The following is a 25,355-nucleotide window of genomic DNA, read 5'->3' on the forward strand; positions in this document are numbered from 1 at the left end:
ACGCGAATGCCTTTACAAATAGTCGTGCCCTTTTTACTTTCCAAAATCGCCGCGTGTTGTTGTTTGGCAAAGTATGGCCAACGTTTTCTTTTGGGACTCGGATTTCCAAAGGCACGAAAAACACGCGTCGCTAAATACCATCTGACGTGTTGTCAATGCGCGGCTAGTGGTTGCCTGACAGGATGATTTTGGATTGTGCTGGCAACAGATTAGAAAATGCGGTCAAGCCGCAACGCGCGATCCCCCGCGAAAAATTCTCTTCAAAGTTGTAACAGATTAGAAAATGCGGTCAAGCCGCAACTGATGGCCCCGATGGCTGGAATTGACCAGCGTTGTAACAGATTAGAAAATGCGGTCAAGCCGCAACTATCATATGGGACTCGTCAATAACAAGCACATTGTAACAGATTAGAAAATGCGGTCAAGCCGCAACCTAGAGGCAGGGGTATCAATGGCAATCCTTGTTGTAACAGATTAGAAAATGCGGTCAAGCCGCAACGATAGTGCTTGGCGGAATGGTCTTGATGCTCGTTGTAACAGATTAGAAAATGCGGTCAAGCCGCAACTCTTTGGTAAAATGCTCGATATATGGTTGCGTTGTAACAGATTAGAAAATGCGGTCAAGCCGCAACATAACGCCGGCATCTTTGGTTTTAATTTTGAGTTGTAACAGATTAGAAAATGCGGTCAAGCCGCAACATGCGATCATCGATGTCGCCTGCGTGGTGCGTTGTAACAGATTAGAAAATGCGGTCAAGCCGCAACCAACAGTTTGCTCAACAGCAACAGCAGCAGGTTGTAACAGATTAGAAAATGCGGTCAAGCCGCAACAGAACGGTAGCAAAATCTTGTTATACTCAATCTTTACTTACTTAATTATGTTATTCATTGATTTGTTCCTCTTATTCTGTTATATCTAAGATGCGCCGAGTAAGGAACGCCATGGCTTTTAGCGATGTGGGGATTGCATTTCCGGCCCCCCCGGCGTGTTACTTTCCGTGCTGTGATATACTTCTTTTTCTGGTTTTTATCGCAATTTGTTTGTTTTATACTTCAGGAACTGTCGTGGCTTGCGGCAGGTTTCCTCTCTATCGAATGCAGGCTAACCGTTTTTTGCTTTGATAGTCGTTCATCATCGTCAATCTCCCGATTTCATCGGGAATATGAATGGCTTCTGGAACAGCAGAGACGATAAGGCTTGATTATAGGTTGCTCGTTGATACCAAATGCCAATTACAGGAGGTGTTCCAAGCGGTGAGCGACGAACATCGGTTCTGAATTGGCAAGCAATGTGAAAATCTTGTTAGATTTTCAGGGAAAACGTGAAAGGCACGTCAAAAAAATCGAAATTTACCGGTGTTATTTTAATGAAAAACGGCATTTTTTTTTAAAAAAATATCCACTTAAACCTTATAAAACAAAGGGTTAAGTGGATATCGTTGTAACAGATTAGAAAATGCGGCCAAGCCGCAACGGATCATCTTCGTCGGCGTCCATACGGGCGGTTGTAACAGATTAGAAAATGCGGTCAAGCCGCAACAAAACACGTGGAAAATCGAATACATTCGAGAGTTGTAACAGATTAGAAAATGCGGTCAAGCCGCAACTACAGCCGCGACTTTTCCTAACGCCTCAACGTTGTAACAGATTAGAAAATGCGGTCAAGCCGCAACTCAACACCTTTCTAACACATGCTAATGAAAGTTATATCAGCCTATAAAATGCGATCAGGCTGCAAGCATGGTCAAGAAAGCCAATATTGCAGCCTGAACACAACAGATTAAAAAATGCGGTCAAGCCGCAACCGGATACGCGTTAAGGATGTATGGCAACACGTTGTAACAGATTAGAAAATGCGGTCAAGCGCGGCCATTCCGAACGGGCGCATAACTAAAGAAGTCGTTTCAAAGAAAAGGAAAATCATGGCGGAGAGGGAGGGATTTGAACCCCCGATAGAGTTGCCCCTATGCCGCATTTCGAGTGCGGTGCTTTCAACCACTCAGCCACCTCTCCATAAAAGGCGAACTTTATTTGTTAAACAAACATCCGAGCGCGTTAGCGGCTAAATAGCTGGCAATTGGCTTTGACACAAGCCCCTTTTTTGTTTTTTTGGAAAATTCCGCTCACCATTTCAACTTTGTTTTGTTCATTTTTGCGCGGGGCCCGGGCCGCGTTTTTTAAAACGCATCAGAGTTTTTCCGGCCTATTGCTGTTTACCCGACAAAAAATTATTTGTTTTAGAGAGCTTCCGGTTTTTTGCCATGATTGCCGGTTAATTCACAAAAAGCTTTCCGGTTTTTTAAAGCTAGTCGATTGACAAGTGAAGAAAACTTCTGCATAAATCGGCCAAAGGCGTAGTGTGTCTACATTTATGTGAAAAAATGTATCTGCACTTGTTTAAAATTATGCCGGTGGGTTTTTAGGGCTGGCAAATTTTAAAAGACTGATAGTTTTAACGACTGATAAAAAGACGGGCTGTCTCATCGCTTTGAAGTGTTGGACAAGATCCGGATGGAACGAAAGGGTAAAAAATGTTCGCAGTCATCAAGACGGGTGGTAAACAATACCGTGTTTCCCCCAGCCAACTTGTGAAAGTTGAAAAGGTCGCTGGCAATGCCGGCGATATTGTGGAGTTCAATCAGGTTCTCGTTGTTGGCGAAGGTGAAACAGCAACAATCGGAACTCCTGTGGTTGCCGATGCGTTGGTAACAGCAGAGGTTGTTGAACAGGCACGTGCACGCAAAGTTATTGCTTTCAAAAAGCGCCGCCGCCAGAATTCGAAGCGCATTCGTGGTCATCGTCAGGAATTCACCACAATTCGCATTTCCGAAATTCTTACAGGTGGTGCAAAGCCTTCCAAGGCTGCAACAAAGCCGGCTGAAAAAGCAGCAAAACCGGTAGCCGCCAAAGAGGCAGCACCAAAGGCTGAAAAACCGGCTGCAAAGAAAGCCAAAACAGAAACAACCGAAAAAAAAGCAGCGCCGAAAAAGGCAGCCGCTAAAAAGTCGGAAAAGTAAGAGAGATTAAAGGAGAACAACCATGGCACACAAAAAAGCTGGTGGTTCCTCGCGTAACGGTCGCGATTCAGAATCAAAACGCCTAGGCGTTAAAAAATTTGGTGGTGAAGCAGTTATTCCGGGTAACATCATTATCCGGCAACGCGGCACACAATGGCACCCTGGCGAAAATGTCGGCATGGGTAAAGACCATACATTATTTGCCCTTAAAGCGGGCAAAGTATCTTTCTGCGTCAAAGCGAATGACCGCTCCTATGTGTCGGTGATTCCGATGGCGGAGGCAGCAGAGTAAGCCGGAGCTCTTAAATAAAACCGGCGTCCCGTTGGACCCCGGTTAGCTTCCAAAGCAAATTAAAGGGAAAGATGGGACACCATCCTTCCCTTTTTCTTTTGCTCCAGGAGGTAACTATGAGCACTGAATTATTAGAAGAAATAAGAAAGAGGCCGCCCAGAACCTTGGATTGCCCGGTTCTGGTAACTGAAAGGCTTGTTTTACGCGCACCCAATGTAGAAGACATGGACGCCATTGCCGATCTCGCCAACAACCGGAATGTATCTGCCATGCTTCAATCTGTGCCTTTTCCATTCACACGAAAACATGCAGCAGAATACATTCTTCGTTCGGTGGCGGGCGAGATGGGCTATTGCGCCTATGCCATTACAAAAGCCGAAGATGGCGCATTTATCGGCGCCTGTCATATAAAGGACCGCGAAGAGGGCGAAGGCTTGAGCCTGCGTTACTGGATTGGCAAACCCTATTGGAATAAAGGCTATGCAACTGAAGCGGTTGGCAGCCTGATTGATGCCGCTTTCCGCGCAACCGATATTGATGCGCTTTATGTTTCGAATTTCGCGGCCAATAAAGCTTCCCGCCGCGTTATCGAAAAACAGGGCTTTGAATATATCGGAACATCTGAACAAAACTCGCTGGTTTCCGGTCTGGTTATCGCCGACAATTATGTCCTCGAACGCGAAAAATGGATTGGCCAGTTGAGTAAATGCGCCTGAGCAAGCCCGCTTCAATAATGAGGCCTTAAAAGCTTGGCTGAACAAGCAGGCCTTAAAAGCTTGATCGAACAATCAGGCCTTTTATAAAAAAGGCCTGATGAGGCCGTTTTAATCGAGCCGATTGGGGTAGCCTTGCCGAGTGGTGCAGGCTTTTTCATTTTAGCCACGCTTAAAAATTGACAAAAGCAAAACGGATGCGACAAACCGGTTTAACTCGCTGTCTTACGGTTTATCACGCTATCTTAAAGTCCGCTTTATCAAAGCGGACTTCTTGTTAAGTAGCACGACGCATTCACCAGTATATTATCAAAAGCTTTCCTAAAAAATGGAAACAGCGGTTCACAAAATGGCTTGAGGTCTTTCTAAAAAAAAAGCCCGAACATGCCGGCTTATCCTGTTTTAGGAAGATCGTAACAACCTTGCCCGAACGATGAAATTTCGATATTTTGTGTACCTTACAGATAAGCAAATTGATCGTGCACTTATGTGAAAATCTTGCTAGATTTTTAGAGAAAACGTGGAAGACACGTCAAAAAAATCGAAATTTACCGGTGTTATTTTAATGAAAACAGCATTTTTTTTGAAAAAAATATCCACTTAAACCTTATAAAACAAAGGGTTAAGTGGACATCGGTTGTAACAGATTAGAAAATGCGGCCAAGCCGCAACTGCCGCGTGTTGACGGGAACATCACCAGATGTTGTAACAGATTAGAAAATGGGGTCAAGCCGCAACTACCAAAACTCAAACGGATTGTTGTCTTTGGTTGTAACAGATTAGAAAATGCGGTCAAGCCGCAACTTTGATGACATTGGCGCCGGTTTGTCCGCTGTTGTAACAGATTAGAAAATGCGGTCAAGCCGCAACCATCGTTAGGCTTCTCTGTTTTCCCCTGCCGTTGTAACAGATTAGAAAATGCGGTCAAGCCGCAACTACCACAGTCGCTACGCGCCTGATGGAAAAGTTGTAACAGATTAGAAAATGGGGTCAAGCCGCAACTCAATCGACGCCGCATCACTAACCGCCAAAGTTGTAACAGATTAGAAAATGCGGTCAAGCCGCAACGATAGATTTGCGTTCCCGTATGCACGAGACGTTGTAACAGATTAGAAAATGCGGTCAAACCGCAATAGAACGCTGATAAAACGTCGCTATACTCAATCTTTACTTACTTAATTACGTTATTCATTGATTTGTTCCTCTTATTCTGTTATATTTAAGCTGCGCCGAGTAAGGAACGCCATGGCTTTTAGCGATGTGGGGATTGCATTTCCGGCCCCCCGGCGTGTTACTTTCCTTTCTGTGATATACTTCTTTTGCTTGCCTTTACCGTGATTTGTGCGCTTTATACTTCGTGAATTGTCGTGGCTTGCGGCAGGTTTCTTCTCAATCGAATATCGGTTACCCGTTTTTTGCTTTGATACTGGCTCATCATCGTCAATCTCCCGATTTCATCGGGAATATAAGTGGCTTCTGGAACAGCAGAGACGATAAGGCCTGATTATAGGTTGTTCGTTGTTAGCAAATGCTAATTTTAAAGGTGTTCCAAGGTGTTTCAAACGGTGAGAGATTTAACCACCTTTCAGAATTGCCAAGCAATGTGAAAATCTTGTTAGATTTTCGGGGAAAACGTGAATGACACGTCAAAAAAATCGAAATTTACCGGTGTTATTTTAATGAAAAATAGCATTTTTTTAAAAAAAATATCCACTTAAACCTTATAAAACAAAGGGTTAAGTGGACATCGGTTGTAACAGATTAGAAAATGCGGTCAAGCCGCAACATACAGCACCCTTTTTGCATCTGCTAGAAAGTTGTAACAGATTAGAAAATGCGGTCAAGCCGCAACACTGTTTCCCAAATAAACGACGCGCTAGACGTTGTAACAGATTAGAAAATGCGGTCAAGCCGCAACACTGACAATGAGGTTAACGAGATAGCCTTTGGTTGTAACAGATTAGAAAATGCGGTCAAGACGCAACAGCATCAACAAACGCAATTAAGGAAACTGGGTTGTAACAGATTAGAAAATGCGGTCAAGCCGCAACCATTTGATAAAGGGCGTTCACTTTACACGCGTTGTAACAGATTAGAAAATGCGGTCAAGCCGCAACAGCGTCAAGGACACGCCACGCGACACTGTAGTCGTAACAGATTAGAAAATGCGGTCAAGCCGCAACTACCATGGGCGGTTTGTGCTCATTTTAGTTGTTGTAACAGATTAGAAAATGCGGTCAAGCCGCAACTCTTTTTCGCCAGCAAAAGGGTGCGGGTTTGTTGTAACAGATTAGAAAATGGGGTCAAGCCGCAACTTAACCAGTAAGGCACTTGAATTGATGAAGTTGTAACAGATTAGAAAATGGGGTCAAGTTGCGACGGAACGCCGGTAAAACTTCGTCATAATCAATCTTTACTTACTTCTTGATACTGTTTGTTGAATTTATTTTTCAATTACATTATATTTTTCTTGGACACCGAGCCATCCGGAACGCCACCTTTTTGGTGTTGGGGGGGGCGACCCAACGGTGTCGTCAAATTTTTCTTTTTCCGCTTTCTCAAAATTTCCGGCATCGTTTGAAGTAAAGTCGTTATAAATATTACTTCCGAGCGTGTCTTTTGCAGATCGCTTAGCCAATGTTTACTGCCATAATAATTGAATGCGGAAATATAGCCATTTTGATTTTTAAAAAGTCGGCATCCGGAATTGCGTGTTCAGTGATTGATGAATAAATTTCCGATGTCGCTTTGATAGGATGCTCACGTTTGCGGATTAAAACACCTTTGCCTGAACGATGAAAGTTCGATATTTTTCTACCTTACAGATAAGCAAATTGATCGTGCTCTTATGTGAAAATATTGTTAGATTTTCAGGGAAAACGTGGAAGACACGTCAAAAAAATCGAAAATTACCGGTGTTATTTTAATGGAAAACAGCATTTTTTTTAAAAAAAATATCCACTTAAACCTTATAAAACAAAGGGGTAAGTGGATATCGGTTGTAACAGATTAGAAAATGCGGTCAAGCCGCAACAGGGACGACGCCGAGTATGCGCGTTGGCTTGGTTGTAACAGATTAGAAAATGCGGTCAAGCCGCAACAGAACGGAAGCAGTTGCGACAAGCGGATGTGTTGTAACAGGTTAGAAAATGCGGTCAAGCCGCAACTAGTCGTTGCTCGAAGATAGCGAAACCAATGTTGTAACAGAGTAGAAAACGCGGTCAAGCCGCAACTGAACAGGTTGAGGTGTAGGCATAGACTGTGTTATAACAGATTAGAAAATGCGGTCAAGCGGCTGTAGAATATGTTTCGGTTTCATCAATGTTGTGCGGTGGATTGTTTGCTTTTTTCGTTCAAAGCATGGCCTGCATCACGTGGCAATGTTCGGAAGATGAAGAAAGCAAGTGCCGAGATAAAGCCGACGACGAAAAAGCCCGTATGAAAATCGCCAAGTTTCAATATATTGTCGTGAAAGGAGCTCGCAATTTCCAGAACCGCGCCAGCAATTGCAATGCCGAGCGCCATTGAAGCCTGTTGGGCAACGGCGGCAATCGGCGTTGCCTGACTGATGTCTTCTTTGGCAATATCGGAAAAGGCAAGCGCATTGACACCGGAGAAGAAAAGCGAGCGCAAAAAGCCGCCGAACAAAAGCACGATAATCATCAGCAAATAGGGCGTGGTGGGGTAAAACAAGCCATTGGAAGCGGTAAACATTGCCGAGACGAGAGAACCCGCCATCAACACCTTCCGAAAGCCGAAACGGGCATAAACTTCTTTTGCCCCGAATTTCATACCAAGCGAGCCGATGGCCGCAGCAAGAACCATAAGGCCGGATTCAATCGGCGAAAGGCCGAAGGCAAGTTGCAACATCATGGGAAGCAGGAAAGGCACGGCCCCAATGCCAAGCCGGAAAACGCTGCCGCCGATAATGGCACGTGCAAAAACCGGATCGGAAAAAAGCTTAAGGTCGAGAAGCGGTGCGGTGCGGTTTTTGGCGTGTTTAATGTAGATGGCGCCAAAAATCACACCCAAAATGGTGACACTGATGCCAACACTTTGCGGCAAGGCGGGAAGGCTCACAATCGAAAGGCCGAAAATGAAGCCGGAAAGGCTGATTGCCGAAAGGAAAAAGCCTGTCCAATCAAGCGGGCGGATATATCTCTTTTCATTTTTTGGCAGATAGATTGATGAAAGAAGAAGCCCGATAAAACCGATCGGGATGTTGATGAGAAAAATCCAGTGCCAGGTAAAAAAGGTGGTGATGAAGCCGCCAAGTGGCGGGCCCACAAGCGGGCCGACAAGGGCGGGAATGGAGAACCATTGAAAGGCAATGACAAGCTGGTTTTTCGGGGTGGATTTAACAAGAAGTAGCCGGCCGACAGGTGTCATCATTGCCCCGCCTATGCCTTGCAAAAAACGCGACAAAACAAAGGAATGGAGCGAGAAGGAAAAAGCACAGCAAACAGAGCCGGCAAGAAAAACCACAATGGCAACACGGAAGATAATGCGTGCGGTAAAACGGTCGGAGATCCACCCGCTTATGGGAATGAAAACCGAAAGTGCCACGAGATAGGAAGTCATGGCGAGTTTGAGTGCGATGGGGCTTGTGTTCAAATCGGCGGCAATGGCGGGAAGAGATGTGGAAATCACATTGGAATCCACATGTTCCATAAACAAAGCGACAGCCAGAACCATAGGAAGAATGTGCATTAAATAACCTGAACCCGATTTTTGAACGGTGGAACCTTTAAAACAGTGTGCCTATTTAGTTTAAAACCTTTATAGCTGAAAAATCGTATATGCCAAAAAAACCGATAGAACCTGAAAACTGTTTATGACTGAAAATCGCGACGATCCCGATACCATCATTTAGGCCGACATTATCTTGACCGGTTTTAATTGTGAAAAACAGTGAGAGCGACAAAAACCGGCTTCACTTTATTGTGGTTTTTTATTTCATTCTTGACCTTTAGGGAAAAATAAATTCTTCATCACATGTGTTCATGGATTGCTCTGAAAGGGCTACACATGACATTTACGACACCTATATGTTTTATATCATTATTTAAAAAACGAAGTTTTATCCGCTTCGGGTCAATCATTTTAAAAAAAGCGCTGATGGAGCGTCCACTTGCCGCATAAAAAAACAATTGTTCTCACTAATCTGACTGAAGGCCCGATCACCAGAACGTTGCTTCTCTTTGCCATTCCGACATTGCTTTCCAATGTTTTGCAATCGCTCAACGGTTCGATCAACACAATCTGGGTGGGGCGGTTTTTAGGCGAAAGTGCACTTGCGGCAACGGCCAATGCCAATATCATCACCTTTCTTTTGTTTGCCCTTGTATTCGGTTTCGGCATGGCGGCAACCATTATGGTTGGTCAATCCATAGGGCGCAAAGATTTGCACCGTGCGCGACAGGCATTCGGCGCTTCTATCGGCTTTTGTCTGTTTCTCTCGGTGGTTCTGGCCGTTTTGGGCTGGTTTTTTTCGCCCGAAATCCTGCGCTTTCTTGAAACACCGGCAGATGCTTTTACGCTAGCTGAAGATTATTTGCGGGTTATCTTCCTTGCTGCACCGGCCGATCTTTTGATGGTCATGATTATGATGGGGCTTCGCGGGGCGGGCGATTCCATGACGCCGCTCATTTTTATGTGCGTCAATGTTGTGCTTGATATCATTTTCAACCCCGTGCTCATCTTGGGCTTGTGGATTTTTCCTAAAATGGGCATTGCAGGGGCTGCCGCCTCGACATCTGTTGCGGGCTATCTCGCGCTTTTTGCCATGATTATTTATATCTATGTGAAGAAATTGCCTTTGCGGCTTAAAGGGCGGGAACTCACCTATATCTGGCCGGATTTCAGCCTGATGCGCTTCATCGTGCTGAAAGGCTTTCCAATGAGTCTGCAAATGGTCATCATTGCGACATCCGGACTTGTCATGATTGGTCTTGTCAATCAGGAAGGTGTCACCACCATTGCTGCCTATAATATCATGCAGCAATTATGGACCTATCTGCAAATGCCTTCCATGGCAGTGGGGGCGGCGGTTAGCGCAATGGTTGCGCAAAATATTGGCGCCGGTCGCTGGAACAGGATTTCAAAAACCACATTGATCGGCTGCGCTGCAACATTTGTCATGACAGCCATTCTGCTTGGCCTATTGCTCATTTTCGACCGTCCGGTCATTATCCTGTTTTTGGGAAATGATAGCTCGGCCGTACCAATGGCACAGCACATTCAGGCGATTGCAAGCTGGAGCTTTCTGTTTTTCGGCCTTGCAATGGTGCTCTTTTCAACAGTTCGTGCCAATGGCGCGGTTCTTGTGCCGCTCATTTGCCTGTTCATTGCTGTCTATCCGGTTCGGCTTGGCTTCTATTACATGTTTTATGGTTCCATGAAGGCTGATGCCATCTGGTGGAGCTTCACCGTCGGTGCTTTTGCCTCACTCATTCTGGCGCTTTGCTATTATCTTTCGGGCACATGGAAAAAACAAAAAGTGCTTTAGCTTTCTATAAGGTGTGAAGCAGCAACGGCTTGATCGCGCTTGGCTCTTCAAGCAAATTTAACAGGAAAAGCTTGCTTCAAAAGAGAGCAAAAAAGAGGGAGAAAAGCTCTTTTGTGGCAAGGGATAAAAAGCTGCTTGAAGGGAGGCCCAAGAATAAGCGGCTTAAGGCAATATCTGCCAAAGCCGGTGGACTTTGAACAGAGTGACGAAACAGCGAAAGGCCGGAAGCGTGCACCTTTCAGGAATTTTCTAGAATGGTTTTTGGCTTTGGTGTTTTGGGTTTGAGATATTTTTGCCCGAAAATCGTTAAAATTAGCGCAAGAAAGCCGCCGACAATGGAAACATAAAAGCCGCTTTCGGGGTTAAAAGCATCAATCAGTTTTCCCGAAATGGCAGCTCCTGCAGCGACCCCCATTGCCATTCCGGTTATTCCCCACGACATGCCTTCGGTGAGTTTTTCGGGCGGCACAATTGTGTCGATCAATGACATCGCGATAATGATTGTGGGTGAACAGGCGGCACCGGCAATGAGAAGTACGATGCTCAAATTCCATAAGTTTGTAACAAACAAGAGTGGCAATGTTGTAACCGCTGCAATGGCTGTGGCAACGAGAAGCTGTTTTGACAATGTTATGCGCGCGGGCAGTGCACCATAAACAATGCCGGCAATGAAAGAGCCTGCCGCATAAAGCACAAGTGGCAGCGCAGTGTAATTTGACTGTTGCAGCGATTTGCCGATGGCCACGGCCGAAATTTCCGCAGTGCCGAAAATGGTACCGACGCAAAACATAATCACTGTTAAAAGCTCGATCGAAAAAAGCCGGATAACCGATGTGGAGCCTTTTTGCCGCTTGCCATGGGCAACCGGTTCTGTCGATTTTTGCAAGGTAAAGATCAAGCCTGCAACAAGCATGATAAGACCGGCAGCAAGCGGTCCGGCAGCCGGAAACAGATGGTTTGTAAGCTCGATTGCAATAATGGGACCGACCATGAAGATCAATTCATCAACAATCGATTCATAGGCAAAGGCCGAACGCAAAAGCGGCGAACCATGATAGAGTTGCGACCAACGTGTGCGCACGAAAGAACCGAAACTCGGCATAAAACCGATGAGAATTGCGGCAATAATCAAGATGAAAAGCGGGGCTTTATAATGGGCGGCAATCAACAAGCCGCAAAGCGACAGGAAAGAAATCAAAAGCGCCGGCCGCGCGACACGGGCTTGCCCGTATTCATCGGCAAGTTTTGATATTTGCGGCGTAATAATGGCATTAGCAAGGACATAACTTGCCGAAACGAGACCGGCGGTGGCATAGTCCAAACCTTCAATGGCAAACATTGTCATAATGCCGATTGAAATCATCGATATCGGAATACGTGCGAATACCCCCGTTACCGAAAAGGCAACAGTGCCGGGTTTTCTGAATAATTCACGATATATATTGGCCATGACAAATGTCCTCAAGCGCCCTTCAAAGGCGTTTCCTTCATCTATTGACATCACGTGCTTATGTCAATTTTTGCAGCCTTTAAATGAATGCCGTTTATTGTGGGATGAATAGCTGCTTGAAAAACTATTTATCCATTCTGCCTGATTGGCAGGGGAAAAGCAAAATTATCTCAAAAAATATGGCAGAAACTCAAGCGTGTATTGCTCGACTGAAACGCGTCATGAATTCCATTTAAAATATACTGATTGTTTTTAAGAACCCGATTGATGGATTAAAATCCTGATCATTTTGCTAAGACTATCGGCGGGAAGAAAAAAAAGCGCGACAGTCCCATTCGATTTATTGGAAAGATGTAAATATAATGCGCTTACTCGCTTGTGCTGCATAGTGAAAAAGGGCATGTCGAATTCATCCGGAAAGATTTGCCGCAATGGGCTTTGAAAGCCATACCTGAAAAATTCTTTTCCTGAACGGCGCGAGTGTTGTGAGCCTCAAGATTGTTAAAGGAAAAACTATCTTTGCCAGAACTTTAGTGAGACAAAATGTATTCCCGTTAAAACTGTAGCTTTTTCATGCGCGGTGGTATTTCAATGCAGGTAACGCCGGTTCACGTACCAGTGTTGTCTTTTGTCTTTCTTTATAACGTGAATTGCGAACACATATTTTGCCAATGCGACGAACCGGCCAAACGCATTGGCTTTTAAAAAAGCTTTATTCGCCCCAAGTCCGTTCCAGGACCGAGATCCAGTTTTTCGAGGTGATTTTCTCGATCTCGTCATGGTTGAAACCGGATTTTTCCATTTCGGCGACGAGTTTCGGCAATTGTGAACAATCATGCAATTCATTCGGAATTGTTGTGCCATCGAAATCCGAACCGAGGCCGACATGTTCCACGCCGACAATATCGACAATATAGCGCATGTGGTTGATAATGGTTTTAAGCGGTGTGTCGCGGTTGCGTTCGCCATCTTCGCGCAGGAATTTGACACCGAAATTAATGCCGACCAACCCCTTGCTTTTTCCGATTGCGCGCAATTGCTCATCGGTGAGGTTACGGCTTTGATGGCTCAAGTGATAGGCGTTGGAATGGGAAGCAACAAGCGGCGCATCGCTCAATTTTGCAATGTCCCAGAAGCCTTTTTCATTCATATGAGAAAGATCAACCATAATGCCGAGCTTGTTACACTCGCGAACAAGTTTTTTACCCGTATCTGTCAAGCCCGGTCCGATGTCGCCGGTCGAACCATATTTGAACGGCACTCCGAAACCGAATATATTGGGTCTGCTCCAGACGGGGCCGAGGCTGCGCAATCCATCCTGATAAAGGCGGGCAAGCTCTTCCAGATTTTCGCCAATGGCTTCCGCACCCTCAATATGAAAAACCGCAGCAAACTGGTGAGCCTTGATTGCCTCTTTAATATCGCGCGCGGTTTTGCAAATTTTGAAACGTTCGGGTTTCAGCTTTTCAATGTCATGGAGAAGCTTTGCCATTTCCATGGTGGGCTTTGTAGCGTCTTTTAACAATAATTCAGGATAGACACCGTTTTTATCGGGCTGAAGATCAACCGATGGCGGATAAACTGCACAAAGTCCGCCAATAAGGCCGCCTTTTTCAGCCTTTGGCAGGTCAAGTTCTGCACTTTCAAAACCATTGATGAAAGCCGAAGGGTCAAGGTTTTTCTCGTCGCGGATTTTGGAGAGAATGTCATTGTGCCCGTCAAAACATTGGATGAGTGTTTCAGCCATAAAAATTGCCTTATCTGAATGTGTTTTCAATCATTATTCTTATACGCCACTATAGAGATTTAAAACAGCAACTGACAAAAGTTTGATTATAACGAGACAACACACTCCGCGCTGATAACGGTGACATGCTTGAGGTGCTGACTTCCCGTCATTGCCTGTTTAAGCGTGGGACAGTGAAAGCTTGGGTTTCATAAAGATTTTTATTTATGCCAAGCCTTGTATTTATGAAAATTTTAAAAGCTCGTCATCAAGAATCCAGCCAATCAAAGCTGTCTTCACACGGGCACTCTTTTCGCGTTTCAGATAAAATCATCTTTAAAACGGTCGATCTGGTGCATACGCTCATGCAATATTGTGACGATACCTGTATCGTTGTTTTTCAGCTTTTTCCAATAGATATAATGATGTTTATAACGGTAGAAATAGCCGTGAACGGAAAATTCGGCTGGTATCGGTCGGGACATTACCTGACCATCGGCAATAGCCTGAAAACAGTTGAATAAACCATTCAAATAGTCTTCCGCCCGTGCCGGGCCCGATTTGTTTGACGCGTACCGATAGATCTCGTCAAGACGGAAAATTGCTGCCTGTTGCAGCCGAAAACCGCTCATGACCTGTTCTTGTTTCTGGAAATAATGTCTGCCGCCGAAACAGTAACGTAACTCTCGTCAGGTTCGGAAAACGCAAGCTGCAATTCGGCTTTCAGCCGGTTAAACGCCTGTTTGTCGTGACGTTCCTTGTCTTTTCTTATGAGATCACGCACATATTCGCTGACATTTTCATAAGGCCCGTTGTCGCCTATTTGGCGGGCAACATAATCACCCAGTGTTTCGCCAATGCGTACCGTCATTGTTGTTGTGCGAGCCATGCGATCTCCTTTACTGTATTACAAATAACCAATATTGAAGACAAGTCAAGGAGAGCTTGCATGAGTTATAACAACCGTTCACCCAATTTGCTTATCGAAAACTGCCACGAGGTGACCTGAACATCCTGAAGACAAGATGTGGCGATTCCTCACGACGACGATGAGCCTTTTAAAGCATGGTTAGCTTTAACGGCTATTTGCTATTCAAAACTCGCAATTTCAAAACATGAGTAGAGTTTTGGCTTCGAAAATTTTCGCTTTACTAAAGTTTTGCCCGCCAAAATTTTGCCTTCGCAAAGTCTCGCCTCGACAGCCCGTAGTTTTACCTTACCAGAGTTTTGCGTGCCGGTTTATATCTTTATAGAGGAGATAACGGAATGGTTCCGGCCCGCCGGCATAGCAGGCTTGCGGGCAAAATGCGCGCAACCACATAAAATCGCCTTTTTCGACTTCCACCCAATCATCATTCAGCCGATAAACGCCTTTGCCTTGCAAGACATAAAGCCCGTGTTCCATAACGTGGGTTTCCATGAAAGGAATGTGGGCGCCCGGCATAAAGGTGACAATAGCAACATTCATGTCATGGCGCATGTCGTTCATATCCATGAAACGGCTTGTCAGCCATACACCCTCATGGCCTTTCATTTCGGCAGGTGTTATTTGCTCGTCGGAAGAAAAAATCGCATCAGGTTTGTCAAGCCCTTCCACTTTTTCATAAGCCTTGCGGATCCAGTGAAAGCGCGCGGTGGTTTTTGCTTCATTCCATAATTGATAATCTTGTCCCGCTGGAAGATAGGCAAAACCACCTTTGTGAAGAACATGTTTTTCGCCTTCTAGCACAATGGTGAGTGCACCATCGGTCACAAAAAAGACCGCTTCCGCGCGCTTGTCATTTTCCGGATGTGTGGAGCCGCCCGAAGGTTCGATCTCGCCGATATATTGGGAAAATGTTTCTGAAAAACCGGTCATCGGGCGCGCCAAAACCCAGAAGCGGGATTTTGTAAAAAACGGCAATTGGCTCGTGACAATATCCGTCATGACAGAAGCGGGCATCACCATATAGGCGTCTTTGAAGGTCGCTTTGCTGCTTAAAAGTTCGGAACGTGGTTGTAATCCGCCCATCGGAAAATAATAGTCTTTCTCATTCATCGAATTGTTATCTCCTCTTTTATGAAAGCTTTTTTAAAAAGTCTCACTTGTCAAAAAGTCTCTTTCGTCGCAAGCCCGGCTCGTCAAAAAGCTTTTAAAACCCCTTCAAAAATTTGCTCCAATTTTTTCGTGTTTACTCGTCTTGTTCTTCAAGATTTTTAAAAAATATTTCATCTGACAATATTTGAACCAGTTTCGCGCTGTCGCAAACAGATGTTATAACGTTCACTCTGCCTCTTTTTCTTCCCCTCCGGAAAAGTTTGGATTGCGTGGGCTAAGACTTTCTTTCATTTGTTCCATCAATACATGTTGAAACTGTTGTTCAACCGGTTTGAGTACGCGGCTTGTCTGGTGAAACAATGTCAAAATGCGATAGGCAGGATGGGTAATAACGGGAATGAAGAGAAATTCATTGTCAAACCCTTCCGGCAATTCTGTGCGGCTTAAAATGGAAACATAGTTTCCCGTTGCAACGAGTTGAACAATCAATGGAATGGATGATGTTTCGACAATTGGAACGGCGGTGACAAGCGGGGGCCCAAGCGTTTCGATGAGCGATTTCAATTTTGTGCCCTTTTCGGGAAGAACTAGAGCTTCGCCAATAATTTCGGCAAGATTGACTTTGGTTTTTCCTTTGAAACGTTTTTCGAGACTATGACCTTTACGAAGAAAAAGCCCAAGCGGGCATTTCACCTTTTTATCAATCGTAAAACGGGGTTGTTTTTCAATGTCATAGGCCAAAGCAAGATCGGCTTTGCCATCAAGAAGCACATTTTGCACATTGTCGTTTTGCGCGGTCAATACGTTGATTTTTGTAGATTTATGGTTTTGCTGGAAGTCGACAATTGCCGAAAAAAGAAGGGTGCCAGCGAGATTTTCTTCGCATACAATTGTCAAATTCTGGCGGATAACACCTTTGAGAGCTTTAATCTCGCTCATCATCCGCTCTTCATTGCGCATTGTTTCGCGGATATGGCCAAGCACCAGTTCGCCGGTGGCCGTGAGTTCCAGCCCCTTATGGCTGCGGGAAAAAACCGGTGTGCCGATTTCTTCTTCAAAGAGCTTTATTTGCCGCTGGATGGCAGAAGCGGCAACATGAAGCTTTTGTGCGGCACTCCGTATCGAGCCGGAACGCGCCACCTCGTCAAGATATTTCATCAAACGGTGTTGCAAAATGTTTAATCCCCCCTTGTCCGTTTTTTATGTTTTGGAGCTTTTCTATTTTCAACCCTTTTTGATACTCCACGGGAAGAGAAGTTTCTGGGTAAGAATAACAAGTTGGAACAAGATAAGCGAAATGGCAGCCAGCACAAAAAGCCCCGCCCAGGCTTGCGGTATTTTATAAATCGAGGTGGAAAGCTGGAGGAAGAAACCGATGCCCTTGTCGGCCGAAACGAATTCGGCAACAACCGCACCGATGACGCATAAAGTAATGGAAATTTTCAAGGCCGAGAAAATATAAGGCACGGCATAGGGCAGGCGGATTTGCAATATTTCACGGCGAACCGGTGCGCGGAGCGATTTTGACAATTCGATAAGTTCGGGCGGTGTTGCAAGAAGCCCTGTCGAAGTGGCAATAACCAGCGGAAAAAACGAAATAAGAAAGGTGATGAGAATGCGCGGAAAATCACCCGAACCGAAGGCGACAATGACAATCGGCGCAATGGCGACAACCGGTGTTGACTGGATAATAACCAATAACGGATAAACCGTTTTTGATAAAAGCGGCGAGCGGATAAGACAGACAGCAAGCGGCAAGGCAATCAGAATAGATACGAAAAAGCCGAGGAGTGCCACCCGCAAGGTTGCAAATATATGAACAGCCCAACGCGATCCATCAATCACATGGAAAGCTTTGAAAATTTCAACCGGCGCCGGCAGGATGAAAGAGGGAACGGCAAAAATCGTCACCGCTATTTGCCAGATCACAAGAATAGCCACAATCAGCAACACTGCCGGTAAGCCAGAGAGCAGCGAGGAGAAGTGAAACAGCTTTATCTTCTTCCTCTTAAGCGAGCTTGGGCTTGATGAGGAGGTTTCTGAGGGTGTGAGCGAAGTCATGGACCACCTTTTGGTTTGCAGTTTCGGCGTTGCGTGGCCGTCCGAGCGGCACGTCGAGTTCGGTTAAAACGGTTCCCGGACGACCGGCGAGAACCAGCACACGGTCGGCAAGAATGGCAGCTTCATTGACAGAATGGGTAATGAACATCACGGTTTTAGGCCGGTCGGAAAAAATTCGTAAAAGTTCAAAACCCATTTCATCGCGGGTTAATGCATCAAGGGCGGAAAACGGTTCGTCCATCAACAAAATATCAGGGTCGAGATGAAGCGCACGGGCAATGCCGACACGCTGCTGCATACCGCCCGACAATTCATCCGGCATACGTTTTTCAAAACCGGTAAGCCCGATCATGCGCACAAGTTCATGGGCCTTATCAATATCGGCGGAATTGACCTTGCCGAATTTGTGTTTGATGGGAAAAGTAATATTGTCCACAATATTGAGCCATGGCAGCAATGTCGGGCGTTGAAAAACAATGCCGACATCTTCGCGCGGCTCCGTAACCGGCATACCGAAAACTTCCACCTTGCCTTGTGTTGGTTTCAAGAGTCCGGCAATCAACCGCAAAAGCGTGGATTTGCCACAACCGGAAGGACCCAATACTGCAAGAAATTCATGATAGCGAACATCGAAACTAATGTTGTGAAGGGCTTCTGTTCGCCCTGTTGATGTTGTGAAAAACTGGCTTAGCCCTTCAAAACGGATAGAGGGGGGAGAAATCGCATTGCCGGTTTTCATTTCTACGGATTGCAATTGGCTTGTTGTCATTTGAAGCCCTCCAGATTTTCGGAAAAACCGGTTTTAACAGCACTTTCAGCGGTCACCGCATTCGGGTCGAGGTTTAAAGCTTCGGCCGTTTTTTGCCATGTGCGTTGAAGCTTGTCGCGGCGGTAAGTGCCAAGGCCGTATTGATCTGTCTCGTCATTGTAAATGAGCTTCAATGTATCCTGAAGCGACCCTTTAACACTCTGCCGATCAAGTTCGGGAACACTTTCCATCACCGCATCGACCGCTTCATCGGGATGTTCATGCATGAATATGATTGATTGGCGATAGGCTTTGATAAAGCGGGTAAGAACCTCGGGGCGTTCGGAAATGAATTTGTCGGCGGCAATCAGCGAACTGCCATAAAGATCAAGTCCGCTTTCCACCCACGGAAAGGATCTGATTTCTTTATGCGCAATTCTCGCCTGTTCTTCATAGCGCGTATAATCGGTGAGCCACGCAATAATCACATCGGTCTTTCCGGTTATCAACATCGGCCCTAAAGCACCGGAATCGACCCTTGTAAGCGCAATATCATCCATGGATAAATTCTGGGTTTTCAGAAAAGGCGGCAAGAAAAGGTTGGAAGCGGTAAAAGGCGAGGTGGCAACGGCTTTTCCCTTTATATCAGCAATTGAATGAATGGGGCTATCGGAAAGCACATAAAACGCATGCGGCGTTTTGTTGAAGATTGCCATAACCGCGCTCACCTTCACATTTGCGCTTACACGCGCGGCCATCAGCGCGGTGATGTCGGCTGCCCCCACATCGCTCACTCCGGCAGCAATGCGGGTAATGGCGTCATTGCCGCCACGCCCGGGTTCAATGGCAACATCAAGCCCTTCGGATTTGCAAAAGCCTCTGTTCACACAAACATAAATCGCGGTTTTATCGCCACCGGGTAACCAGTCGAGTTGAAAACGCACTTTGTCAGGGGCCTTTTGAACCTCTTTGGCCTCAAGCGTTTGAGAAAACAAAAGAAGTGTCAGATTTGCCGAGATAAGACTTGATGAAAGAAGACTAGATGAAAGAAGACTACTTGGAAAAAGACTTTTAAAAGAAAATTTGACCGATGAAAAACTAGCAATCGGAAAAGCTTGTTTAAAAGTCTGGAAAGCGTGTTTAAAACTCGAAAATGCTTGTTTGAATTGCTTGCGAATAAAACTTTTTATATCCGCCTTTTTGAGGCGCAGTATTTTTGACGCTGCAATTGTCTTTTGGCCTTCGGGGCAAAAAGTGAGGTCCCGTGAAAAGCCGGTGCGAGGGAAGGAATAAAAAGCATTGTCGCTGTTGTTTCGACATTTCGCCTGCATGAACTTTTCCTCTCCCGCTTAAAAAGCATTCCGGTTTTTTAAAAAAAGAAACCCTAAAAACCGAACGGGCATTATGAACAAATTCCGGTTTTGCCATTTGTGCTGTCGGGTATTATCCGTTTAATTTTTTTTTGAAAACCGGATAATCAGCACAAGAAAGGCGGCGTATAGATATTCAACTTACGAAACCAAGCGTATTTTTTAACCTATAGTGTCATCCTGTATTTGCCGGAAAACCTTATTCTCTCTCTTTGAAGATGTTTCTTTTCTTCTTTTAAGAAAGAAAACCGGTTTTATTTCCGACGACCCAAGATTTACACGAACAACAAGTGAAAACAAGAGAAAAAACTTAAAAATTAGGCGGTTTTATTTATTGATTAAATTTTATGCAATTTTACAAATAAGAAAATGAAAGAATAAAAAGATCAAATAAAATCAATGATTTGAAAAAACACTATTGACCGGCTCCGGTGCAGTCTCTGCGCTTTTATTAAGCGTTCTTAAAATTCGCACGGGTTGATCTAAATTCTCTTAATATTGCTTTCGACTTTCGAGCGGGGGAAGAGTGAATTCAGGGCTTAAAAAATCAAACATAAGAACAATAAAAATCGCGCCACAACGGGCGCGATTCTCAATGATATTCAAAGAAAAATGAAAAAATTCAGTTACTTTTCGGGTAAGCCGGTTTTGGCAACAGCCACTTTATCCGGTCGCCCAAGGGTTTTTAACCGGCTTTTCCCATTGCAACAGGCTGGGGTGCGGTGAGCTCCTTCTCGTCAAATGATCTCAGAAGTTCATAATGATAATCGGCATCTTCGCAGAACAGTTCACTGCTCACCCCATAGGCAAGTCTTCTCACGCCGAATTTCAAAGCCGAAATTCCCGCCGATGCGGCAAGGCTTGGCATACCGGCAAAAGTATAAGTGAAAATGCGCTTGAGGTAAGGCGCTTCACCTTTCACCTTTTCCTGAAATTGGAAGTTTGGTCCAAGATAAGGACAGCTTGCAATCACCGCATGTTCTTCGCCCGCTGGCGGGGTAAAATGGTCGCCCCAGGTTTCGATTTTATCGGCAAAACGGGCAATTTCCGGCCGCGTTTTAAGGTCGATAATCAAGCCTGTGCCGACAATCAGAAAATCGAATTCATCACTTTCATGCGGTGTGACAAGAACAAGCTTTTCACCATCCATCCGGCAGCTTTTAATGGGGCTTGCAAGTTTCAATTCATAATTGTCGAATTTTGTGCACCGTAAATAGGAATCCTGTGTTGGCGGCTGGTTGACATCAAAGAGATATTTCATGAACTGCCATTTCTTGTCGTCATCAAGATCGGCAAAATGGCGCAAAAACCCGCTATATTCCATAAAACGGTAAGGGTTGACTGTCGGCAAAATGGAACGTCTGACAAAATGCGTTACCGATTTTGCCCCATGTTCCAAAGCTGTGGCACTATTGTCGAAAGAAGACGAGCCACCACCCACAACGGCAACACGCTTGCCGGCAAGCTTGTCAAAATTGATTGCTTCGGCCGTATGGGCATAAACCTTCTTGTCAAGAGCATCCTTGAACATATTCGGCACAACCCATTGGCCGCTGCCCTCGATACCGGTCGCTAAAACCACAAGGCGCGTGTAGATCATATCGGCTTTGCCGTTTCTTTCGATATGAACTGCAAAAACATCTTCTTGCACCGGCTCTATATCGGTGACAATTGTCCGGTTTGTCACCTCTATATGGGTAACTTTTTTCAACCAGTCGAGATATTCTGCCCAAAGATTGGTCGGGATTTTATAAAGCTCTTCCCAGGATTTATGCCCGAAACGCGCTTCCCACCAGGCACGCACTGTCAAACTGCCAATGTCGAGATCAGGCCCCGTCACATATTTCGGTGTGCGCAATGTATGCATGCGGGCGTAAGTGCGCCATGGCCCTTCAAAACCGGCTTCATTTTTATCCAGAATGGCAATGTTTGTAACGCTTTCCCGCCGCAATTGTAGCGCCAATGTCAAACCGCTTTGTCCGCCGCCAATAATCACAACATCCTTCACCGGATTGCCGTGATATGTCTTCGGCTTTACCCATTGGCGAGCAGGATAGTTCAAACATTCAAGATCGTATTTTGCCTGCCGTTCAAGCTTGGCAAGATTTATTTCGCTATTTTCTGGCATGTCTATTCCCCATTATTGGCAGGCCAAGGAACAAGCTCCGGCTTTTAAAAGAACCTTGGCTGCCGGTTTAAAAGCGGGGATGACACTTTCTGTCCGGATCGACCCGATCGACCCGCAATACGCTTTATGCCGGTGGTTGAAAGGCTAAATATAAGGCAAAAAACTGTCAAGATTAAAATTTAGGCAAAATCAAATATAATTTGCTGTTATTTCAAGCATAACCCACTGGTTAGAACGTATAAATAGGTTTCTATTTTGCTTGTTTTCCGATTTGTTTTGTATTTTTTCGTCAGTTCGTCACTCGTTCAATAGTATTGATTTCGTACGGGGTTCAATAAAGGAACGGAAACAATCAGTGCGGTGCGCCGCAATTAAGTGGGGCTCCGATAACACGTGAAACACCGGAAGGGCATTAAGTTCCCATAAATAGCACTGGAGGAAAGGATGAAAGCGGGCAGATAAAAAGCACTGCCGGAATGGAAAATCACGCACAAAAATTTTTCCTGAAATATCGGCGCGATTATGCCCCGAAAGTTAAGTGGCATGGCTCTTGCTTTTCATATTTTCAGCAACTGTTCAGATGCGGAAATTCCATTCGACTTCCGGACAGTGTTTTCAATTTTGTTGTTTGGGGAAGAAAATCCATGCAATCACTAAAAGACTATCGCGCCCGTGAATTTTATGGCTATGGGCCGAACCCGCCAGACCCCGAATGGCCGGACGGGGCAAAAATAGCGGTACAATTTGTCATCAATTATGAAGAAGGGGGAGAAAGCAATATTCTTCATGGCGACAAGGCCTCCGAATATTTATTATCCGAAATTGTTGGTGCAATTCCTTGGGAAGGGCAGCGCAACCTCAATATTGAATCCTTGTATGAATATGGGGCGCGTGTCGGCTTCTGGCGGCTTTACCGGCTTTTTACCGAAAGAAATATGAAGCTTACAGTTTTTGCCGTGGCCAAGGCTTTGGAGCTCAATCCGGCTGTTGCAAAAGCCATGGTCGAGGCCGATTGGGAAATTGCCACCCATGGGTTTCGTTGGCTTGAATATAAGGATGTTGATGAAGAAGAAGAGCGTTTTCACATTCGCGAAGCGGTACGCATCCAGAAAGAACTAACGGGCGAACGCCCATATGGAATCTATCAGGGAAAACCGTCGATCAACACGTTGCGTCTTACCATGGAAGAGGGGGGCTTTATCTATTCGTCAGATAGTTATGCCGATGAACTTCCCTATTGGGTGAAAGGCATTGATAAGCCGTTTCTCATGATCCCTTATACATTGGATGTCAATGACATGCGCTTTGCAACCGCGCAGGGTTTTAACAGCGGCGAACAATTTTTTAACTATCTGAAAGACAGTTTCGATGTTCTTTATGAAGAGGGCGAAAAAGGCACGCCGAAAATGCTTTCTATCGGCTTACATTGCCGACTGGTCGGCCATCCGGGGCGGGCAAAAGCGCTTGAAAAATTTCTCGATTATGTGGCAGCTAAAAAGTCGGTTTATATTGCGCGGCGTATTGATATTGCCCGCCATTGGCAAAAAGTGCATCCGGCCAAGTAAGCTTGAAACAGACTAAAGAAAACCGGAGAACAGGATACAATGGCCGAGCACAAAAATCATAAAAAACAATTGCACGAGCTTGCCGTTTTAAAAATCGGGAAAGCCGAATTTTCTCCTTTTGGCGATGTAATCGACGTGAGGGAAGAAACAATTTCGCCCGACCAAATGGGTAAAGAAAATAATAGAGGCTCAACTCCCAAGAAAAATCCGGTTATGATCCCGATCAATCAGGGGCGGGCAACCCGTTTTCATGATCTTGCAAAGGTTGAAGCGGAGGGGGAAAAGCCGCGCGTTCTCATCAATGTCTTCCGGTCTCTGCCGATCAGCTTTCCCTTAATCATCGACATGATGGAGCGTCACCCTTATGGCTCGCAGGCATTTTTGCCAGTGGGCGACAATCCGTTTCTCGTTGTTGTGGCAAAGGATGACGGGGGCAAACCTTCCGCCCCGCAAGCCTTTTATTGTCCGCCACGTGTCGGCGTTAATTATCATAAAAATGTTTGGCATTTTCCGCTTCTGGCACTTTTCAAGACAAGCGATTTCTATGTGGTTGATCGCGGTGGTGTCGAAAACAATCTTGAAGAATATTTTTATCAAGACGAGGCTTGGCAAATAAGCCGGTTGCCGGATTTTGATAAATGACGGAAAGGCTCGGCGAACTTGCGTTTTAAAAAACGGAATTGAGCAAAATATCAAAATTGAGAACACAAAAATACCGGCAAACAAATTAAGGAAAAAAGACCCCGTGAAAATTGAACAATTGAACACTCTTAGAACCACCGCTTTTATTGGTTGTTTAAGCGGCATTTTCGAGCATTCCCCTTGGGTGGGGGAAAGTGTTGCAGGAAAACGGCCATTTAAAAATCTCGATGCGCTTTATGAAGCCATGGTCGAAGCGGTTCGACAAGCTCCGGAAGAGTTGAAAGACAGGTTGATTTTGGCTCACCCCGATCTTGCGGGTAAACTTGCCCGTTCATCAAAATTGACGGCGCAATCGGAAAAAGAACAAAAAGGGGCAGGGCTTGATCGTTTAAGCGAAGATGAATTCGATCAATTTCAGAAATTGAATGAAGCCTATCGGGCAAAATTTTCCTTCCCCTTTATTATTGCCGTGCGGGGGCATGGCGGAAAAGCCCATGACAAATATTCCATTCTCGCCAATATGAAAAAGCGGCTGAACAATGATAAAGAGGAAGAAAAAGCCACAGCGTTGACGGAAATCTTCCGCATTGCGCGCTTGCGGCTTGAAGATCTCATCGATAGCGAGGAATAAATCATGACCGGTTTGACAACCCATATTCTTGATACGGCATCCGGTAAACCGGCTTCCGGCGTCAAAATTCAGCTCTACAAGCTTTGCGCGAAAAATGTTCCGGAAAACGAAAATAACAGGACAATAAACAAACCTCATGAAATGGGCGAAGAAACGCATTTGGCGGACGAAAAAACGCAATCCGTCGTCAAAAAATTGCTTGTTGAAACAAAGAGTAATCAGGACGGGCGAACGGAAAAACCGCTTCTTGATGAAAAGGCAATGGAAAAAGGGCAATATGAATTGCACTTTTTCACAGCTGCCTATTTTTTAAACCAAGGCGCAAAACTTGATAATCCGCCTTTTCTTGATGAAATCATCATCCGCTTTTCAATAGCGGATAACATCGCCCATTATCATGTGCCGCTTCTTGTAAGCCCGTGGAGCTATTCGACCTATCGCGGCAGTTGAAAAATCAGGCTCGATA

General features: G+C 45.3%; 22 protein-coding genes, 1 tRNA gene and 4 CRISPR repeat arrays. Of the genes, 9 read left to right on the forward strand and 14 right to left on the reverse strand.

Translation table 11 applies throughout. The features are described 5' to 3' along the window. Window positions 1-198 precede the first annotated feature (198 nt). A CRISPR array of direct repeats spans window positions 199-831; the repeat unit is 36 nt; unit sequence GTTGTAACAGATTAGAAAATGCGGTCAAGCCGCAAC. A gap of 607 nt (window positions 832-1,438) precedes the next feature. Further along, window positions 1,439-1,739: direct repeats of the CRISPR family, unit length 36 nt; unit sequence GTTGTAACAGATTAGAAAATGCGGTCAAGCCGCAAC. Window positions 1,740-1,923: 184 nt separating this feature from the next. Further along, window positions 1,924-2,013 (reverse strand) — tRNA-Ser (locus H3V12_RS00575). 518 nt (window positions 2,014-2,531) lie between these two features. On the opposite strand from H3V12_RS00575, the gene rplU reads away from it, so the two are divergent. From rplU to H3V12_RS00590, 3 genes are all read left to right on the forward strand, one after another. Beyond that, window positions 2,532-3,017 (forward strand): 50S ribosomal protein L21, encoded by a 486-nt coding sequence (gene rplU / locus H3V12_RS00580; RefSeq protein ID WP_075868983.1) that lies wholly within the window; start codon window positions 2,532-2,534, stop codon window positions 3,015-3,017. A gap of 22 nt (window positions 3,018-3,039) precedes the next feature. Then, window positions 3,040-3,309: a 50S ribosomal protein L27 gene (rpmA, locus tag H3V12_RS00585; RefSeq protein WP_075868982.1), complete on the forward strand. Its 270-nt coding sequence runs from the start codon at window positions 3,040-3,042 to the stop codon at window positions 3,307-3,309. A gap of 116 nt (window positions 3,310-3,425) precedes the next feature. After that, the gene (locus tag H3V12_RS00590) at window positions 3,426-4,025 is read left to right on the forward strand and encodes a GNAT family N-acetyltransferase (RefSeq protein WP_225868304.1); all 600 of its coding nucleotides are present in this window, start codon (window positions 3,426-3,428) and stop codon (window positions 4,023-4,025) included. Between the two features lie 619 nt (window positions 4,026-4,644). On the opposite strand, the gene H3V12_RS00595 is transcribed toward H3V12_RS00590, so the two are convergent. The 3 genes from H3V12_RS00595 to H3V12_RS00605 all read right to left on the reverse strand — a co-directional run bounded on the left by H3V12_RS00595 (window position 4,645) and on the right by H3V12_RS00605 (window position 8,732). Next, window positions 4,645-5,040 carry a hypothetical protein gene (locus H3V12_RS00595; protein WP_198212025.1) on the reverse strand — a complete coding sequence of 132 codons (396 nt, stop codon included), beginning with the start codon at window positions 5,038-5,040 and terminating at the stop codon, window positions 4,645-4,647. A 732-nt stretch (window positions 5,041-5,772) separates the two neighbouring features. After that, window positions 5,773-6,402: direct repeats of the CRISPR family, unit length 36 nt; unit sequence GTTGTAACAGATTAGAAAATGCGGTCAAGCCGCAAC. A 63-nt stretch (window positions 6,403-6,465) separates the two neighbouring features. Further along, window positions 6,466-6,660, reverse strand: coding sequence for a hypothetical protein (locus tag H3V12_RS00600; RefSeq protein WP_198212027.1), 195 nt, complete (start codon window positions 6,658-6,660; stop codon window positions 6,466-6,468). Between the two features lie 360 nt (window positions 6,661-7,020). Next, window positions 7,021-7,321: direct repeats of the CRISPR family, unit length 36 nt; unit sequence GTTGTAACAGATTAGAAAATGCGGTCAAGCCGCAAC. A gap of 19 nt (window positions 7,322-7,340) precedes the next feature. After that, window positions 7,341-8,732, reverse strand: a complete 1,392-nt coding sequence (locus H3V12_RS00605) for a DHA2 family efflux MFS transporter permease subunit (protein WP_198212029.1) — start codon at window positions 8,730-8,732, stop codon at window positions 7,341-7,343. Between the two features lie 421 nt (window positions 8,733-9,153). On the opposite strand from H3V12_RS00605, the gene H3V12_RS00610 reads away from it, so the two are divergent. After that, window positions 9,154-10,530 (forward strand): MATE family efflux transporter, encoded by a 1,377-nt coding sequence (locus H3V12_RS00610; RefSeq protein WP_198212030.1) that lies wholly within the window; start codon window positions 9,154-9,156, stop codon window positions 10,528-10,530. Window positions 10,531-10,768: 238 nt separating this feature from the next. Here H3V12_RS00610 and H3V12_RS00615 read toward each other — a convergent pair whose 3' ends face one another. The 10 genes from H3V12_RS00615 to H3V12_RS00660 form a co-directional block, all read right to left on the reverse strand. After that, the gene (locus H3V12_RS00615) at window positions 10,769-11,980 is read right to left on the reverse strand and encodes an MFS transporter (RefSeq protein ID WP_198212032.1); all 1,212 of its coding nucleotides are present in this window, start codon (window positions 11,978-11,980) and stop codon (window positions 10,769-10,771) included. A gap of 712 nt (window positions 11,981-12,692) precedes the next feature. Then, the gene (locus tag H3V12_RS00620; RefSeq protein ID WP_198212034.1) at window positions 12,693-13,727 is read right to left on the reverse strand and encodes a dipeptidase; all 1,035 of its coding nucleotides are present in this window, start codon (window positions 13,725-13,727) and stop codon (window positions 12,693-12,695) included. A gap of 299 nt (window positions 13,728-14,026) precedes the next feature. Then, window positions 14,027-14,338 (reverse strand): type II toxin-antitoxin system RelE/ParE family toxin, encoded by a 312-nt coding sequence (locus tag H3V12_RS00625; protein WP_198212036.1) that lies wholly within the window; start codon window positions 14,336-14,338, stop codon window positions 14,027-14,029. Continuing rightward, window positions 14,335-14,595: a transcriptional regulator gene (locus tag H3V12_RS00630; protein ID WP_198212038.1), complete on the reverse strand. Its 261-nt coding sequence runs from the start codon at window positions 14,593-14,595 to the stop codon at window positions 14,335-14,337. The genes H3V12_RS00625 and H3V12_RS00630 overlap by 4 nt, the downstream gene beginning before the upstream one ends. A gap of 327 nt (window positions 14,596-14,922) precedes the next feature. After that, on the reverse strand, window positions 14,923-15,744 hold the full coding sequence (locus tag H3V12_RS00635) for a bifunctional allantoicase/(S)-ureidoglycine aminohydrolase (protein WP_198212040.1): 822 nt from the start codon (window positions 15,742-15,744) through the stop codon (window positions 14,923-14,925). Between the two features lie 225 nt (window positions 15,745-15,969). Then, entirely contained in the window at window positions 15,970-16,917 is a 948-nt protein-coding gene (locus H3V12_RS00640; RefSeq protein ID WP_198212043.1) for a LysR family transcriptional regulator, read from the reverse strand. Between the two features lie 51 nt (window positions 16,918-16,968). Next, window positions 16,969-17,685 carry an ABC transporter permease gene (locus tag H3V12_RS00645; RefSeq protein WP_343211703.1) on the reverse strand — a complete coding sequence of 239 codons (717 nt, stop codon included), beginning with the start codon at window positions 17,683-17,685 and terminating at the stop codon, window positions 16,969-16,971. A gap of 67 nt (window positions 17,686-17,752) precedes the next feature. Further along, window positions 17,753-18,526, reverse strand: coding sequence for an ABC transporter ATP-binding protein (locus H3V12_RS00650; RefSeq protein ID WP_198213706.1), 774 nt, complete (start codon window positions 18,524-18,526; stop codon window positions 17,753-17,755). Window positions 18,527-18,570: 44 nt separating this feature from the next. Beyond that, on the reverse strand, window positions 18,571-19,884 hold the full coding sequence (locus tag H3V12_RS00655) for an ABC transporter substrate-binding protein (RefSeq protein ID WP_198212046.1): 1,314 nt from the start codon (window positions 19,882-19,884) through the stop codon (window positions 18,571-18,573). Window positions 19,885-20,608: 724 nt separating this feature from the next. Continuing rightward, a complete protein-coding gene (locus H3V12_RS00660; protein ID WP_198212048.1) occupies window positions 20,609-22,051 on the reverse strand; it encodes an NAD(P)/FAD-dependent oxidoreductase in 1,443 nt (480 codons plus the stop codon). On the opposite strand from H3V12_RS00660, the gene H3V12_RS00665 reads away from it, so the two are divergent. From H3V12_RS00665 to uraH, 5 genes are all read left to right on the forward strand, one after another. Continuing rightward, window positions 22,050-22,199 (forward strand): hypothetical protein, encoded by a 150-nt coding sequence (locus tag H3V12_RS00665; protein ID WP_198212049.1) that lies wholly within the window; start codon window positions 22,050-22,052, stop codon window positions 22,197-22,199. The two genes, H3V12_RS00660 and H3V12_RS00665, sit on opposite strands and share 2 nt — an antisense overlap. 496 nt (window positions 22,200-22,695) lie before the next feature. After that, window positions 22,696-23,616 (forward strand): allantoinase PuuE, encoded by a 921-nt coding sequence (gene puuE / locus H3V12_RS00670; RefSeq protein ID WP_198212051.1) that lies wholly within the window; start codon window positions 22,696-22,698, stop codon window positions 23,614-23,616. 39 nt (window positions 23,617-23,655) lie between these two features. Next, window positions 23,656-24,258, forward strand: coding sequence for an ureidoglycolate lyase (locus tag H3V12_RS00675; RefSeq protein ID WP_198212053.1), 603 nt, complete (start codon window positions 23,656-23,658; stop codon window positions 24,256-24,258). Window positions 24,259-24,361: 103 nt separating this feature from the next. After that, on the forward strand, window positions 24,362-24,889 hold the full coding sequence (uraD, locus tag H3V12_RS00680; RefSeq protein WP_198212055.1) for a 2-oxo-4-hydroxy-4-carboxy-5-ureidoimidazoline decarboxylase: 528 nt from the start codon (window positions 24,362-24,364) through the stop codon (window positions 24,887-24,889). Window positions 24,890-24,892: 3 nt separating this feature from the next. Then, window positions 24,893-25,339, forward strand: a complete 447-nt coding sequence (gene uraH / locus H3V12_RS00685; RefSeq protein WP_198212063.1) for a hydroxyisourate hydrolase — start codon at window positions 24,893-24,895, stop codon at window positions 25,337-25,339. Window positions 25,340-25,355: the final 16 nt, after the last annotated feature.

Origin of the sequence: Bartonella sp. W8167 (genome assembly GCF_016100335.1) — a bacterium.
GTDB lineage: Bacteria > Pseudomonadota > Alphaproteobacteria > Rhizobiales > Rhizobiaceae > Bartonella > Bartonella apis.

What these genes read in the sequence shown, in the direction of transcription:
- rplU (WP_075868983.1), top strand. Translation starts at nt 2,532, where the DNA reads ATGTTCGCAGTCATCAAGACGGGTGGTAAACAATACCGTGTTTCCCCC.
- rpmA (WP_075868982.1), top strand. Translation starts at nt 3,040, where the DNA reads ATGGCACACAAAAAAGCTGGTGGTTCCTCGCGTAACGGTCGCGATTCA.
- H3V12_RS00590 (WP_225868304.1), top strand. Translation starts at nt 3,426, where the DNA reads ATGAGCACTGAATTATTAGAAGAAATAAGAAAGAGGCCGCCCAGAACC.
- H3V12_RS00595 (WP_198212025.1), bottom strand. Translation starts at nt 5,040, where the DNA reads ATGCGGCGTCGATTGAGTTGCGGCTTGACCCCATTTTCTAATCTGTTA.
- H3V12_RS00605 (WP_198212029.1), bottom strand. Translation starts at nt 8,732, where the DNA reads ATGCACATTCTTCCTATGGTTCTGGCTGTCGCTTTGTTTATGGAACAT.
- H3V12_RS00615 (WP_198212032.1), bottom strand. Translation starts at nt 11,980, where the DNA reads ATGGCCAATATATATCGTGAATTATTCAGAAAACCCGGCACTGTTGCC.
- H3V12_RS00620 (WP_198212034.1), bottom strand. Translation starts at nt 13,727, where the DNA reads ATGGCTGAAACACTCATCCAATGTTTTGACGGGCACAATGACATTCTC.
- H3V12_RS00625 (WP_198212036.1), bottom strand. Translation starts at nt 14,338, where the DNA reads ATGAGCGGTTTTCGGCTGCAACAGGCAGCAATTTTCCGTCTTGACGAG.
- H3V12_RS00630 (WP_198212038.1), bottom strand. Translation starts at nt 14,595, where the DNA reads ATGGCTCGCACAACAACAATGACGGTACGCATTGGCGAAACACTGGGT.
- H3V12_RS00635 (WP_198212040.1), bottom strand. Translation starts at nt 15,744, where the DNA reads ATGAATGAGAAAGACTATTATTTTCCGATGGGCGGATTACAACCACGT.
- H3V12_RS00655 (WP_198212046.1), bottom strand. Translation starts at nt 19,884, where the DNA reads ATGCAGGCGAAATGTCGAAACAACAGCGACAATGCTTTTTATTCCTTC.
- H3V12_RS00665 (WP_198212049.1), top strand. Translation starts at nt 22,050, where the DNA reads ATGTCTATTCCCCATTATTGGCAGGCCAAGGAACAAGCTCCGGCTTTT.
- H3V12_RS00660 (WP_198212048.1), bottom strand. Translation starts at nt 22,051, where the DNA reads ATGCCAGAAAATAGCGAAATAAATCTTGCCAAGCTTGAACGGCAGGCA.
- puuE (WP_198212051.1), top strand. Translation starts at nt 22,696, where the DNA reads ATGCAATCACTAAAAGACTATCGCGCCCGTGAATTTTATGGCTATGGG.
- H3V12_RS00675 (WP_198212053.1), top strand. Translation starts at nt 23,656, where the DNA reads ATGGCCGAGCACAAAAATCATAAAAAACAATTGCACGAGCTTGCCGTT.
- uraH (WP_198212063.1), top strand. Translation starts at nt 24,893, where the DNA reads ATGACCGGTTTGACAACCCATATTCTTGATACGGCATCCGGTAAACCG.